The sequence below is a fragment of the Cylindrospermopsis curvispora GIHE-G1 genome, assembly GCF_014489415.1.
In the GTDB taxonomy this organism is placed as follows: domain Bacteria; phylum Cyanobacteriota; class Cyanobacteriia; order Cyanobacteriales; family Nostocaceae; genus Raphidiopsis; species Raphidiopsis curvispora_A.
On record NZ_CP060822.1, the window covers coordinates 3,385,169 to 3,400,795 of the forward strand.

Consider the following 15,627-nt stretch of genomic DNA (forward strand, 5'->3'; position numbering starts at 1 on the left):
ATGACCAAGGGGCAATTTGCGGGCTACAAACTAATCAATCACAAGCTGTTTAGTTACAAATTAGTTAGTAATTATCTCGTTAGGGATAATATATATTTTGCTGGAATTATATGGCTATTTACTCGGCTCCTGATTTGGGTAGGAATGTTGCTATTAGCCCCTAATTTACCAATGACGGATGAGAGCGTTTTTAATGCTTGGGACAGTGTACATTATCGGGCGATCGCCACTGAAGGTTACGAATTTTACCCTGATGGCAAACAACATAATTTAGCTTTTTTTCCCATGTTTCCCATAACCATTTGGGTTTTCATGAAGATAGGGTTACCTTTTGAAATAGCTGGGTTACTAATCAACAATTTGTCTTTTTTAGGAGCGGTTTACCTATTATATTTTTGGGTTAAAAAACATTGTGGTTTGAGGATAGCACAATGGACAACCATAGTCATTTGTTGTTGTCCCATGTCCATGTTTACGGGGGTAATTTACACAGAAGGATTATATTTATTGTTCAGCATTGGTTGTTTAAGAGCTTTTGATGAAGAAAAATATAGCTTAACTGCCTTTTGGGGAGCTATGGCAACTGCTACACGTCCTACAGGAATGGCTTTAATTCCTGCTTTATTGCTGACTGCTTGGAGACAAAGGCGGGGTAAAATAGCCTATTTTACCAGTTTGTTAACTGCTACTGGGTTAATATTATTTAGCATATATTGTGCGATTAATTTTCATGATCCCTTAGCCTTTATTGCTGCTCAAAAAGGATGGCGACCATCTCTTGGTTTTGATTGGCAAGGTTGGTTAAATATGTTGATGCAAATTATTTTGGGGAGAAATTGGAATTTTGGGTGGGTATGGAACGATGATGGAGGAATTAGGGATCCTTGGTATCCCGTATTTTTTGGTTTTATGGTTTATGGCACAGTCACTTTGTGGTGGCGGCAAAAATATTGGCATCCCTTCATGACATATTTGGTTTATACCACATTAGCAGTGTTATTGATTTTAGTGGATCAGAGGGTGATTAACAATTTGCTCAATGTTTTAATGGTGGTAGGTGGTAGTTATTTAGTGTGGCATTTTCGTCGCAAACTCACACCTGTCATGGTCATTTATAGTTTGTGTGGAGTCGGTTTATTATTAGCTTCTGGAGGAACCATATCTTTAAGTCGTCTAGCTTATGGTATTGTTCCTTTAAGCATTGCTATTGGTGCTTGGTTGTCCCGATTTCCCCGTCAAGCTTATTTGGTTGTGGGTTTGTTTGTGGTTTTACTCTTTAGGTTAGCTATAGGATTCGCTCAACATCATTGGGTGGGTTAAAGGAAATTAATTATGGATTCGAGCGAATATAAATCAAACATGAAATTTTTTTGGAATCTGCTGACCCAGAATAATACTGTATTTGCCAAAATTCTAACAGGGTTATTTTTTATAGTTGGACTACCTGCTATACTTCATCATGCTATGTGGCGTGATGAACTGAATGTTTGGTTGATTGTTAGGGAAAGTCAGTCCTTATTGGAATTATTTCGTCACATTCATTATGAGGGACATCCTTTTGTTTGGTATGTTTGTTTAGCGACTTTAAGACAATTTACAACTAATCCCGTAATCATGCAAGTATTTCACTTGTGTTTAGCCACATTGTCAGTCTATGTGTTTACCAGATATTCACCATTTAGTTATTTTCAAAAATTGTTATTTTGCTTAGGCTATATTCCTTTCTATGAATATTTACTAATCAGCAGAAATTATGCTATAGGACTATTACTAGTTTTTATATTTTGTAGTCTTTATTCTAGTCGTCAAGAGAGTTACCTTAAATTGGCAGTGGTTTTATTTTTTATGGCTAATGTTAACGCTTATTGTTTATTATTGGCAATAGCATTTAGTCTAACCTTGGTAATAGAATATATTTTTAGGCAATCTTTACATCTAAATCTTGTATCTAAAAAATATGATATAGTTGTAAGTGTTTTAATAATTTGCCTAGGTATTATTATCTCATTCCTGCAGCTGATTCCACCCCAAGATAGTAACTTAGCTGGAGGGTTATCCGGGTTTGTATTAAACTTTGACTTTAACCATTTAACTAAGACTTTAGTTAGATTATGGAATAGTTATATTATTGTTGTTTTAGCTAATGAATCTGAACAATTCAGTCTCGTTTTACTTTCTTTTTTGTCCATAATATTTTTTCTGGTTTTCAGCATTTCCTTCATAGTCAGACCAATTATTTTATTTCTTTACATAGTGGGAACAATGGAGATACTTATATTTACTTATGTTAAATTTTTAGGTAGCCCACGTCATTATGGACATTTATATATTTTATTAATTGCCTGTATGTGGCTTAGTAGTTATTATAATTCATTATTTTCCTTATCAAGCGTAACTGTTTTACCAAAAACAGTAGCTCAAGCAGCAAAACTGAAAAGGTCATATTATAACATAGCAATTATGGTAATTTTATATTGCCAAATGGTAGGGGGAATATTTGCTTTTAGTCGAGATATTATTATTCCTTTCTCATCTAGTAAGGAAGCATCTGCTTATATCAAAGACCAATATCAAGATAAATTAAATGATTTGTTTATTGTTGGTAGTAGAGATTATGCCATATCCCCAATTTCTGCATATATTAATCGTCAGATTTATTATCCGGAAATCTCGAACATGGGCAGTTTTGTTTTATTTACCACTCAAAGGAAAGAGATTAATCACATAGAAGTTTTGAGCCAAGTAAATCAAATATGCCAAAAACGATTAAATCCAGTACTTTTGATTTTAAATAGACCTTTGGAAATCAACCATGCTAAACTGAAGATTGATTTGATTCAGCAATTCACTAAAGGGTTTATTTATGATGAACGATATTATTTGTACTCTGTTACAAAACGGATTGTTGAGTAATATTTTTATTAAGCTACCCATAAACCTTGGGCAAATCTAATTGATGAAGTAATTAACATAATTGTGAACCAGAATATAATGAAGTAGTTTAGTTTAACATGACCGGATAAAAATATTCCCCAACATATTGCCAAAGAAACACAACCATAAGCGAATCTGTTAATGGACATTGTTCTCCCGGTAGCAAAAATAATAAATAAACTAAATATTCCATAAAATAGGATAGTCGGGGAAATTATTTGACGATAATGCCATAATAAATAAGCACCACCAAAAACTAGTAAAGAATTGAAAAATTCATCACCGGATAAAAGCCATAAAACTATAATTCCAGCAATCATACCATAGCTGAACTTGTAATTACCTGTCCGCTTAACTTTCCACCAACAATAATAAATTAAACCCACACCGAGAGCAAATATAAGAGGATAGATAATATCAACCAACCTACCTGATTTATAATTTGCCCAACCGAAAAACATTGGTAAAACTATTTTTAACCATAGGTAACCCAACTTTTCCTGTCCTTCTTGATTCCAGGCTTTTTGTACTAATAGAAATGCCAAGGGTTGATCAAACTTAATTTTTAAATAACCCATATAAAAAATTAAACCTAATCCAGTTAATAGGGCGGCGATATAAGCGGTTAATTTTCTTTTTTCTTGCCAACAAACAATTAAATATGTGGGAATTATAGCCAAAGAATTTAGTCTCGTTGCTGTTAATAACATTCCAAAAATAGACGACTTTAAAACATCTGGTTTCGTCCAGTAGGTTAGGGTCAAGGTGCTCAAGCATAAAAATAAACCTTCTGTATAGACTACACTACAATATAATGAAATCGGACAGAAAGATAAAAAGGCTATAGTCCATTTAGCTATATTTATGTCATGTTCTTTTGCTAAGTAGTGAAATAAAATAATTAGGGCAATTAGAAAAGCTGTATTACTAATTATAATTCCTGCTATTTTAGGGTCAAAACCCATAAGTTTACTGAGATATATCAGAGTGGGATATAAGGGAAAAAATGCCACATTGTAACCTTTTTGATCATTAGCAAATTGGTAACCATGTTCAACTATATTCAAATAAAATTTACAATCAAATCTAATAAAAACATCCCAGGAAAAAGTCGCCCTAATGTCTTTAACTGGTTGAGGTAATAATGGTGCTATTCCCAGCATTGATACCCAAATAATTATGCGACTTGATAACCAAATAAAGAGGGGAAAATAGGACTCATTCGCTTTGTTGACTAAATACTTCATCATAGTTTATTGGTAGGTGCACTTGGACTCGTTGGTGCAACTAATCTAAATCCTTGGGAGTCTCCTAGGACTTGACTATTTTTTAAGTTGATTTTATCTAAATCCTCTTCATTCACTAACAAATAAGAGTGAGGAGAAAACTTATCTACTAAATCCCCAAGAGAGGCGGGTATAATCTGACAATCACTATAGAAATCCAAACTGGGACGAGTATCAGGAAAAGAAGTATATATTTTTTGCCCTGCTGGAATATGTTGGCGAATTAAAGCTGCTACCGGTTGGACGGGGAATTTTTCATTCAATTCCCACACCCAAGATTGGGAAATCATCAGCAGTGTTAAAACCAAATACATTCCCCCAAATAAAACCAGGATAAATTGACGACTATGCTGAGAAATAAACCATGATGTGATAATCATACTGATTGTCAACACCACACTCATAATAATCAGTGGAACCTGGCGGTCAAATAAACTAAAATAAATACAACCCCCCACACCAGCAACTGATAAAAATATAAAAAATCCTATTAAAAATTTAATTGTTAATGGGGTTTTTAAAAACTTACTAATATTATCTTCCTCCCAGATATAACCTAAATTAACACCAACTGCCAAAGCTAAAAATGGATATATGGGCATGATATACCAAGGTAATTTGGTATTCATTAAGGAAACTACAGTGAAATAAATGACCGTACCAATAAATACTAAAGATCCCCAGGGGGTTTGACGGTTTTTCCAACTTAAATATAATCCTCCGGGGAAAAATAACAGCCAGGGAAAACCATATTTAATTATCTCCAGTAAATAATACCAAAGAGGGCCAGTATTACCCTCCACTGCTGTTCCTAGTCTATCAAAAGCCTGATCTTCAAAATGCACCTTGAGAAAGGTATCACCATAATGTTGCCATTGGGCTATATACCAACCTAAAGCAGGAAAATTCCCTAAAAATATCCCTATCCAAAAGTATGGGTTTCTCAAAAGATATAGTTGTTTGTTAGCAATGACAAATGTTCCACTAATTACCATAAATACCATTACCAACATACCCTTTGTCAGAGTAACTAACCCTAGACAAAATCCTATGCCAATGGCATATCTTTTATCATCTCTTGCTTTTAAAACACAGAATAAAAGCATTAGAAAAAAGGAAATCGCCATTCCGTCTAACATTGCCAGTCTACCATGACGTACCACTGGTAATAATGTTAAATAAACTAAGCTGGAAAATAAAGCTGGCGGGGTTTTTAAAAACACTAATCTCCCAATCAAGTAGATTAGGGGAACTCCTAAAGCAGTTAAAAATGATCCGGGAAATCTGGTTGTAAATTCTCCCACTCCCCCCAGGTGATAACAGATGGCTATTAACCATTGCATTAAAGGGGGTTTGAGCAAAAAAGGAGACCCCTGTAAGGTGGGATAAAACCAGTTACCAGTACGGTAAATTTCCCTGGCAACTATACCGTATGTTCCCTCATCCCAGTCTCTTAATGGTAGGTTCCCTAAACCTACTAGCCATAAGGTCAGTGAGAGGAATAATAATCCTAGCACTATCCATTTGTCACCCATTTCTATTTGAGATTGTTTTGGAAATTTTAACATGTAATTTAAGTAGATTATTCCATTGGATTAGTTGAAACTAGAAATTTCCGACAATTGGTAGAAACTTCATGATATTTGTAATTGTTTTTAAAGTTTTTAACTCTGGTATATCTGGTTGAAGTTTTTCCGCTGTGACTAGATTTTTTTCCGCTTGTCTTGGTTGAAAGTTATAGAGATGCACAAATCCCAAGTAAATCCAAGCATAGGGATTTTGGGAATCGTATTGAGTTATCTGAGTTAAGTTCTGCATTAACTCTGGTACTTGACGCTGGAGAAGTTGTGATAGGGCCAGGGTATACCGCCAATTTAGATTATTTGGTTCAGTTTGTAAATAATAATTGGCAGCAATTTTGATTTGCTTGAGGTAATCTTGGGTTGGATCATACTGGTTGAAGTTGTCTATCTGGATAAATAGGTTCTCTAACTTACCCTGCTGAAATTCCATTGCTAATTGGGACATGCGAGAAACTAAATCCAAAGGTGGGATTCTGTTTATTTTTTTGGGAGACCTGATATCCTTTTGAATGTTCACGGTATAATTGATATTATTTAAGGGTGTAATTTTTCCACTTTTTCTATCTACATAAAGTCCTGAAAGTTGATATTTTCCGGTTGGTAATGTTTGGGGAACAAAGGTGGATAGATTCTCCGTAACACGGAAAGTTCCCCCAGGATGACATTTTATCCCACAATATAAATTTCCCAGGGCAATTCCGTGATCATGATACCATGCTGATTTTCCATTTTGCCATTTTAGCAGTAACACGCCATTTTGTAACTTATCCCACGAACCGGTTATTTTATAGGTTATGGGGTTATTTTGATTGATAGCAAACTCATCGTTGAAAATGACTGTTTCTAGGTTAACTGGGTTCTGATCAGCTTGATCATAGCCCAGTTTCTCAACTACTATATGGGGATTTACTCGATGGTACAGTCGTAGTTTGTTTCCCTGGGGTAATAGCCAATCATTCTGCAGTTTTAAGTCGGGAGAAGACTCTACCAAAAATTTGAGTTGGCGTTTAGTTTCTCCCCTTTCTCCTGGTTCATCTGGTTCGTTGTCCTTAGTTACATACCAGGATAAATACTGTAAATCCTGATCCATTTGAGATAATTTCATCGTTAGTTTTCTTCCATATACCTGAAAGTCAGCTAAGGTCCCAAAATAATCCAGGGTAAATTCATTAACTTCTGCTGTTGAAACTGGTATTACTCCTAAGGTGGTTCTTAAATATGGTGTGGTTTGGTTGATTGTTGTAATTAGATCGCCCAGGGGATACTTTTTACTCTGGTCGCTGGGCAAATGTCTTCCACCCCAACTCTGAATCAGGGGGAGCGGAAACAAATTATTGATTAAAACAATACCCCCTAATCCTATAGTTAATAATCTCAATCTATCAAACCATATATTTTGAACTAAATTAAAGAAATAAGCAAGAATTATACTAATTACTGGAAAGCAAGGAAGAATAAATCTAATATCTTTATTTGTACCCAGAGAAGAAATTATATAGCTACTAATTATAAAAATAAGTAACCAATTTACGGATGCTTGATTAAAGGTTAACTTAGATAAGTTAGATAGGTTATTTATAGGATTTTTACCAACATGGTTAATATGGTTAAGGTCATGTTCATCAGTCTGTTTGGCGATTTGTTGAATAATAAACACCAAGAAAATACCAATGCTAATAAATAATATGGGATATCCCACACTTTCAGGGATGGTTTGGGGGTAATACATCCATCCAGCAATGGTGTTAACAGTGGGATCTCCTTCGTTTTTACCCACATTGTTAGCATTTAATGCGGAAGTGATAATGGTTAACCAATTTAATCTGTACCAAAATCCACAAATCAACCAAGCAACTAGCAAAGACAACCCTGCTTGAATCAATTTGGTGATTTTTTCAGCGATTTTTAATTTAGGAGCTTTCTCATTCCAAAGAAAACTAGTTAATGTCCAAACACCCGGAACAAAAAGAAAGATAAATCCTGTTGGTTTTGATAACATGATTAATCCTATTCCTATTCCCAAAATAACTGTTAAGATCCATGATACGAATCCAGTATGACGATCTTTCCACAATGTTAAAATCGTAAATGTAAAGATCACAACTGCTGTTAAACCATAATCTAGTAAATAATCTGTCCGCATGATTCCCAAAATGGGAAATAACAAGCAAAATATACTAGCTGTAATCCCAACTTTCCCATGGGGAAATAAATAATTCCCCAAATAATATACAGAAAATATAATTATAGCTGTATACAATAAATTTACTAAACTAGCTTGGTCATATCCCCTACCAAACAGTAAAAAAAATGGCACTGTACAAATATATATAAATGGAGCTCGGTAACTGGGCGTTAACTCCCACAAGGATAACCACCAATCACCTGAGAAAATATTTACATCCTGAAAGACTCGATAATGATGTAGTGCTGCTGTTAGGTGGGCACTTTGATCATAAGCAGGAATAGACTCGTCTAGTAAAAACCATGTTCTGTCTATAATCAATCCTATGAACCAAATTGAGAAAAGGATGATATAGTCCTTGTTAGCATTCAGATGCACCCGTCTCATTACTTACTTCCCAGTCAATAAATCAGCAACAATATTGTAGTAATCATCATTTTAATCTCACCGTGAATCATCCCATCTACTCCTTGGTTATCCCCATTTACAATGAAGAGGAAAATATTGAAGAAATGTACCGCCGTCTGAGCAATGTAATGGCCCAGTTGCAAGGCGAAGTTGAACTGATTTTAATAGATGATGGTAGTCGAGATCAGTCTTTGACCATGATTCGAAAACTACATCATCATGATAGTCGAGTTCGCTACTTGAGTCTAGCTAGAAATTTTGGTCATCAGATCGCGGTTACCGCAGGATTGAACTTTGTTCGGGGTCAAGCCATTATTGTTATGGATGCTGACCTGCAAGACCCACCTGAATTAATCCTTTCTATGATTGATAAATGGCATGAAGGATATCAGGTGGTTTATGCTCAACGCATATCCCGTCATCAAGAAACCTGGTTCAAACGTCTCACAGCATATCTATTTTATCGTCTTCTACAACGCCTAGCTAAAGTAAAAATTCCTGTAGATACAGGAGACTTTTGCTTAATGGATAAACAAGTCGTAGATATTCTTAATGGGATGCCAGAACGTAACCGCTATATTCGTGGTTTACGTGCTTGGGTAGGATTTAATCAAACATGTGTACTATTTGAGAGAAGTCCCCGCTATGCGGGAAAAGTTAAATATACCTTTAGCAAGTCCTTCTCCCTAGCAATTGATGGTATTATCTCATTTTCTACAGTTCCATTAAGAATCGCAACTTATCTGGGCATTATTTCAGCCATTGTTGCCTTAATTATGATATTCCTGGTTCTATATTGGCGAATCTTTGCTCCAGTTTCCCAACTAATCGGTTACAGTCTTATTACAATTGCTATATTTTTCCTGGGATCGGTACAGCTAATTTGTATCGGGATTCTGGGGGAATATATTGGTAGGATTTATGAGGAAGTTAAATCTCGTCCTTTGTATACCTTAAAAGAAACTGGTGGTTTTGACCCCCTAAATATCTAATTCAGTTTATATTAGCCCATAAACAATATTTGAGGATAATTCCTGTGTCACCTCAAGAATTTACTTTACTCCTGTTCTCTGTTCTCATTAGTGTTACCGGACAACTCCTCCTGAAAACAGGAGCCCTAAAACTGGGTAAGGTTCATGCGGGGAACTTTATTACTCATATTCTCAACATGATTACTGTCCCTGAACTATTGTTGGGACTTGCATGTTATGGTGTGGGAGCAATAGCATATATTTTACTGCTTACCCGCGTTAATCTCAGTATCGCTGGTCCTGCTGTCTCCGTGGGTTATATTTTTTCAGTACTGATAGGTCTTATGGTCTTTAAAGAATCTATGCCTCTTATCCGTATTTTAGGATTGGGTTTTATTGTCACGGGGGTCATATTATTGGTTAGACCTAATTGATATTGTTATTGGTAATTTTACGGATGGATAGATCAATTTCGTGAAGAAGAACAATAAGACGTAATCATCAAAGAAGGTAATGAAGGGTACAACTTCATAACCAGTTGTTATTACAAAATATAATTATCTAATTATCAACATTATGAATTTTATTTTAAACACTAAGGAGCTATGGAGTGGAAAATAAAAGGATATTTTTTTGTCCACAGGGAGTATTCGTTATATTACTGTGCTTAATTGGTGCTTTGGGAACTGGGTTAATGTTGTTTTTAAAAACCACTGCTTCTCCACCTCAAGATGATAATAATAATCCTCCCATAATTTCTTCTAAGTTTACCAATGGAAAATCTCTGGATAAGTTTAAGACTACCATGCTCACTACTTGGCACAAAGAAGCACAATCTAAGGGGATGATTCCCGACGTACCTTCCCAGTTCCAAGGAAAAGTTATTAAGTCAGCTACCCTACCTCCTAATAAAAAGGTTATAGCGCTTACCTTTGATGATGGTCCCTGGCCCAAAAGTACGGCCCAGGTCCTAGATATTCTCAACAAAAATGATATCAAGGGCACTTTCTTCGTAGTTGGAAAAAATGTCCAGCGTTATCCCGATTTAACTAGACGTATAGTTAATGAGGGTCATTCTATAGCTAACCACACTTGGCATCATTGGTATCACGCCATGAATCCTCAAGTCGCTGCATACGAGGTTGCAAGCACTACAGATATTATATTCAAAACTACAGGAGTGAAAACAGGACTGTTTCGTCCCCCCGGTGGTGCTATGACTAATGGGGTCGCTTCCTATGCTAAAAATAATCAATATGCTGTTATTATGTGGTCTTCCGATTCCATAGACTACTCTCGTCCCAATCCCAATAAAATTATTAGTAATATTTTTAAAACAGCAAAACCTGGAGGAGTTGTGCTAATGCATGATGGAGGAGGAGATCGCTCTCATACTGTTAAAGCCTTACCACAGATCATTAATAGTTTTCGCAAGCAGGGCTACAGTTTTGTCACTGTTCCACAATTGTTAGAAATGCAGGAGAAACCAAAACAGGTAGTTGCTAAGAAGAAATGAAGAGGGGGAATTTACCCTCTCCCATGACTTCTAACTAACTGCGGAACTCATTTCTTTGTTGGCCTTCTCCCCTTCTGCATTAGCTTCTAAGCTATCTGCTTCCGATGGCGGTACTACTTGCCAGAATTTAGGTAGGTATTCTTCCCATTTATTGAGAATTAATTGCGCTTTTTGAGATTCCGTGCGATCGCAGTGGGCTTTAATTAGGTCATACAACTGTTTTTTGCCTGCTTCGGTTACTAGGGGCTGAATTTTGACTATTGTCTTATTCACTAGATCAGGAAAGCTACCATCTTCGTCTAAGAAGTAGGCCAATCCTCCAGTCATTCCCGCACCAACGTTACGTCCTACTTTGCCCAAAACTACCACTACCCCACCTGTCATATACTCACAACAGTGGTCTCCCGCTCCTTCAATTACTGCTGTACCTTTGGAATTCCGTACTGCAAACCTTTCACCAGCTAAACCACTGGCAAATAAAGCTCCTCCAGTCGCACCATAAAGACAGGTGTTACCAACTATCACGTTTTTATCCGCATCATAGTTAGCTCCCGCTGGGGGTCTAATAATAATTTCCCCACCGTGCATCCCTTTACCTACATAATCATTAGCTTCCCCCTCCAGGGTTAGGGTTATCCCAGGTAAAATAAACGCTCCAAAACTCTGTCCCACACTACCTTGGAAATTTAAGTTTATCTGCCCTTCAAAACCAGAATCACCGTATTTAGATGCGATCGCACCTGCTAATCTTGAGCCTACGGTTCTATCGGTGTTTACGACTTTGTAGGTTTTGGTGACTGTAGCTTGATTTCTGATGGTTGTTTGAATATCCTCATCAGCCAAAATTCTGTTGTCTAGAACTTCTCCATTACTGTGAACTTCTTCGTGGGTTAACCAGGTACGATTGGATTTAGTATCTGGTAACTTAATTAAACAATCTAGATTCACAGATTGGGTTTTGGTTAACTGGACATGGGAACGTTTAGTTAATAGGTCTGCTCTACCAGTCAATTCGTTTAGGGAACGATATCCCAGTTTGGCCAGCAAGCTGCGCACCTCTTCCGCTATAAAATAGAAGAAATTTACCACATGTTCGGGAATACCCGTAAACCTTTGACGTAGTTCTTCTTTTTGGGTGGCTACACCCTTGGGACAGGTGTTTAAATGACACACCCGGGCCATAATACAACCCTCGGCAATCATTGCTATAGACCCAAAACCAAATTCTTCTGCACCCATTAAAGCAGCAACTACAACATCCCAACCACTTTTGATGCCACCATCAACCCTTAAAACTACGCGATCGCGCAGCCCATTATCCATCAGTACCCGATGCACTTCAGTTAATCCCAATTCCCACGGACTACCGGCGTGTTTAATAGAACTCAAGGGAGAAGCTCCAGTACCCCCATCATGACCAGAAATTTGAATAATATCAGCATTAGCTTTAGCCACACCTGCTGCAATTGTTCCAATACCAATTTCCGCCACTAATTTTACAGAAACCTGTGCTTTGGGATTAATTTGATGCAGGTCGAAAATCAACTGTGCTAAATCCTCAATGGAATAAATATCATGATGGGGGGGTGGAGAAATCAAGGTTACACCCGGTTTAGAACGTCGCAACATAGCAATGTAAGGACTGACTTTGGGACCGGGTAGCTGTCCACCTTCACCAGGTTTTGCACCCTGGGCAATTTTGATTTCTAACTGTTTAGCACTGGCTAAATATCCCGGTGTTACACCAAAACGACCAGAAGCTATCTGTTTAATGGCACTGGAAGCCGTGTCACCATTCCTCAAGCCATTTAAATGAGGCAAGGTTGGTGAATGCCCATTTTCATCCACATCCCTTAACACCCCATAACGCACTGGATCTTCCCCACCTTCCCCAGAATTCGACTTACCACCAATACGATTCATGGCAATGGCTAGATTTTCATGGGCTTCCCGTGATAATGCTCCTAAAGACATCCCACCAGTACAGAAACGTTTAGCAATATCACTGACACTTTCCACCTCTTCTAAATCTATCTTTGAGCGATCGCTATTAAAGTCCAATAAATCTCTCAAAGCGGTAGTTGGTCTGGTTTGTAAGTGCTGTTTATAAAGCTCATAATGGTTATACTGTTTACCATCCACAGCTTTATGTAAAGCTTTCACCAATTCTGGATTGTTACTATGATATTCTCCACCGGGGCGAAACTGAACAAATCCTAGGTTCTCCAACTTCTTCGTTGATAACTCGGGGAAGGCCTTACTGTGGAAAGAAAGCACCTCCTGAGCTAATTCCCCACAACTGATACCACCAATACGCGATGTAGTGCCTTTGAAACCTAACTTAATTAGATCCTCACCAATACCAATAGCTTCAAAAATTTGTGCTGCTTGATAACTAGAAAGCAGGGAAATTCCCATTTTAGAAAGGATCTTCAACAAACCGGACTCCACCGCTTGACGATAATTGGCAACTGCTTGCTCCAGGGAAATATCATTTAACTTACCCCGCTCTCGCAACTGCTGGGTTCTAGGATCAAGCCACCAATCACGCACCGTGTCCAAGGCCATATATGGACAAACCGCACCCGCACCGTAGCCCAACAAACAGGCAAAATGATGGGTACTCCAACACTGGGCGGTGTGCACCACCAAGGAGGTTTTCATTCTGATTCCCTGGCTAATTAAATAATGATGTACCGCACCCACAGCTAATAATGGTGGAATATAACTTAAATTGGCATTAATTCCTTTTTGACCATCCGGAGCAATCTTATCACTCAGGATTAGGATCTTTGCTCCTGCTCGCACAGACTCTGCTGCTTGTTTTTGCAAAGACTCCACAGCTACCTTTAATCCTTCCGGACCTCCATCAATAGCAAATAGGGTAGATATTTCAGCTGTACCAAATCCACACAACTTAATTGCTTCTAACTCCCCATCGGTCAAAACGGGTGAGTCTAATCTTAATCTTTGATCTCCCCCCGATTGAGGATCTAATAAATTTCCCCTTTCCCCTAGTTCCACTGTCAAAGACATCACCAATTTTTCCCGTAGGGGGTCAATGGGGGGGTTAGTCACCTGGGCAAAACGCTGCTTAAAATAATCGTAGAGCAAATGGGGTTTGGCGGATAAAACTGCTAGGGGAATATCGTCACCCATACTAAAAGTCGGTTCACCTCCAGTATTACCCATGACGTGAATAATCATTTCCACATCCTCACTTGTATAGCCAAATGCAATTTGGTTTTGCAACAGAGTTTCCCTATCTGGCACTTCCCAACTGACATGTCCATTACCTGTATGGTGACCATTCCCATTTGCACTGGATGGTAATAAATCCTTTAAGTCTTGACGATGTTTTTGCAACCAGTCTTTATATGGATGTAACTTAGCAATCCGCTGTTTAATTTCCCAGTTCTTTAACACCTCATTGCTAATCAAGTCCACCGCAATCATTTGTCCTGGACCCAGTCTACCCTTCTCCACAATACTTGCTTCGGGAAAATCCACCACACCCGCTTCTGAAGCGACCACAATATAATCATCATTGGTAATTACATAACGCGCTGGTCTCAGTCCATTCCTGTCTAAAGTCGCTCCTACACTTTTACCATCACTAAATACTATGAGAGCAGGTCCATCCCATGCTTCTTGCAGTCCACTGTAATATTCGTAGAAATCCACAATTTCTGGGTGGTCTTTTAAGGAAGGTTGATTTTTATATGCTTCTGGCACCATTATCATCAACGCCTCTAAAGGACTACGCCCAGAGCGTACTAATAACTCTAGGACGTTATCCAAATTTGCCGAATCACTACTATCTGAATTAACTAAGGGTTTATATTCTTCATCCCTACCCTGCCAAAGGGGATGGACTAGGGTAGATTCCCTCGCCCTCATCCAGTTAATATTGCCTAGTAGTGTATTAATTTCCCCATTGTGACCCAGCAACCGCATTGGTTGAGCTAAGGGCCATTTTGGCATAGTATTGGTACTAAAACGACGATGATATACAGCAAAGGCACATTTAAAGGCTGGATTTTTTAAGTCTTGATAAAAACTGCCCAAAACAGCTGAGCGTACCATACCCTTATAAACTATGGTGCGACTGGAAAGGGAGCAAACATAAAATTCCTCTTCCAGTTCTTTCAGCTTTTTTGCAGCTTTCATTATCCGACGGCGAACTATATACATTTCTCTCTCTAGTTCATCACCGGTTTTGTCTGAAGAACGGACAAGCACCTGTTCTATACGGGGCTGATTTTCCCGCGATTGTTTGCCTAAAACTTCGGGAGATACGGGCACCGTTCGCCAACCCAAAAGTTCTAAATTTTCTTCATTAATCACTTGGACAAATAGTTCTTTGGCCTTTTTGGCGGATTCTTCCCCTTGGGGTAAGAATATCATTCCCACAGCTATATTACCACCCTGGTCAACTTCCCATCCTTCCTCCGCTAATAATTGCCAGGGAATAGCTGTTAAAATCCCCGCTCCATCTCCTGAGTCTTGATCCGCACTACACCCTCCCCGATGCTCTAAACAGGTCAGTGCGTCTAACGCCTTGGTTAAAATTTCATGGTTGGCATAATTTTTCCTATGGGCAATAAACCCCACTCCACAAGCGTCTCGCTCTTCTACTAACCATCTTTGTCCCTGATAAATTTCCCTATTTTCTCTATCCAACATTGTCATATTTTGACCTTGATTTAATGATTGATCATTCATAATTCGGTTCTCGTTCTGT

Annotated in this window: 9 protein-coding genes; 5 read left to right on the forward strand and 4 right to left on the reverse strand. The window is 37.9% G+C overall.

Annotated elements, in window-relative coordinates:
- Both IAR63_RS15095 and IAR63_RS15100 read left to right on the forward strand, forming a co-directional pair.
- Positions 1 to 1,320: a mannosyltransferase family protein gene (locus tag IAR63_RS15095; RefSeq protein WP_187705841.1), complete on the forward strand. Its 1,320-nt coding sequence runs from the start codon at positions 1 to 3 to the stop codon at positions 1,318 to 1,320.
- 12 nt (positions 1,321 to 1,332) lie between these two features.
- Positions 1,333 to 2,913, forward strand: a complete 1,581-nt coding sequence (locus IAR63_RS15100) for a hypothetical protein (protein ID WP_235678289.1) — start codon at positions 1,333 to 1,335, stop codon at positions 2,911 to 2,913.
- Positions 2,914 to 2,921: 8 nt separating this feature from the next.
- On the opposite strand, the gene IAR63_RS15105 is transcribed toward IAR63_RS15100, so the two are convergent.
- Genes IAR63_RS15105 through IAR63_RS15115 form a run of 3 tightly spaced genes read right to left on the reverse strand, consistent with a single transcriptional unit; the run spans position 2,922 to position 8,375 of the window.
- Positions 2,922 to 4,184, reverse strand: coding sequence for a hypothetical protein (locus tag IAR63_RS15105; protein WP_187705842.1), 1,263 nt, complete (start codon positions 4,182 to 4,184; stop codon positions 2,922 to 2,924).
- On the reverse strand, positions 4,181 to 5,788 hold the full coding sequence (locus IAR63_RS15110) for an ArnT family glycosyltransferase (protein WP_235678290.1): 1,608 nt from the start codon (positions 5,786 to 5,788) through the stop codon (positions 4,181 to 4,183). The genes IAR63_RS15105 and IAR63_RS15110 overlap by 4 nt, the downstream gene beginning before the upstream one ends.
- A gap of 37 nt (positions 5,789 to 5,825) precedes the next feature.
- Positions 5,826 to 8,375, reverse strand: coding sequence for a glycosyltransferase family 39 protein (locus IAR63_RS15115; RefSeq protein ID WP_187705843.1), 2,550 nt, complete (start codon positions 8,373 to 8,375; stop codon positions 5,826 to 5,828).
- A 62-nt stretch (positions 8,376 to 8,437) separates the two neighbouring features.
- On the opposite strand from IAR63_RS15115, the gene IAR63_RS15120 reads away from it, so the two are divergent.
- From IAR63_RS15120 to IAR63_RS15130, 3 genes are all read left to right on the forward strand, one after another.
- Complete coding sequence (locus IAR63_RS15120; RefSeq protein WP_187705844.1) at positions 8,438 to 9,388, forward strand: glycosyltransferase family 2 protein; 951 nt, start codon at positions 8,438 to 8,440, stop codon at positions 9,386 to 9,388.
- A 44-nt stretch (positions 9,389 to 9,432) separates the two neighbouring features.
- Positions 9,433 to 9,801, forward strand: a complete 369-nt coding sequence (locus tag IAR63_RS15125; RefSeq protein ID WP_187705845.1) for a DMT family transporter — start codon at positions 9,433 to 9,435, stop codon at positions 9,799 to 9,801.
- A gap of 176 nt (positions 9,802 to 9,977) precedes the next feature.
- Positions 9,978 to 10,883, forward strand: coding sequence for a polysaccharide deacetylase family protein (locus tag IAR63_RS15130; RefSeq protein WP_187705846.1), 906 nt, complete (start codon positions 9,978 to 9,980; stop codon positions 10,881 to 10,883).
- A gap of 30 nt (positions 10,884 to 10,913) precedes the next feature.
- On the opposite strand, the gene IAR63_RS15135 is transcribed toward IAR63_RS15130, so the two are convergent.
- Entirely contained in the window at positions 10,914 to 15,608 is a 4,695-nt protein-coding gene (locus IAR63_RS15135) for a glutamate synthase-related protein (protein ID WP_187705847.1), read from the reverse strand.
- Positions 15,609 to 15,627 lie beyond the last annotated feature (19 nt).

Excerpts from the sequence above, each read along its gene's own strand:
- IAR63_RS15135 (WP_187705847.1), bottom strand. The coding sequence starts at position 15,608 with ATGAATGATCAATCATTAAATCAAGGTCAAAATATGACAATGTTGGAT.
- IAR63_RS15095 (WP_187705841.1), top strand. The coding sequence starts at position 1 with ATGACCAAGGGGCAATTTGCGGGCTACAAACTAATCAATCACAAGCTG.
- IAR63_RS15115 (WP_187705843.1), bottom strand. The coding sequence starts at position 8,375 with ATGAGACGGGTGCATCTGAATGCTAACAAGGACTATATCATCCTTTTC.
- IAR63_RS15105 (WP_187705842.1), bottom strand. The coding sequence starts at position 4,184 with ATGATGAAGTATTTAGTCAACAAAGCGAATGAGTCCTATTTTCCCCTC.
- IAR63_RS15100 (WP_235678289.1), top strand. The coding sequence starts at position 1,333 with ATGGATTCGAGCGAATATAAATCAAACATGAAATTTTTTTGGAATCTG.
- IAR63_RS15110 (WP_235678290.1), bottom strand. The coding sequence starts at position 5,788 with ATGTTAAAATTTCCAAAACAATCTCAAATAGAAATGGGTGACAAATGG.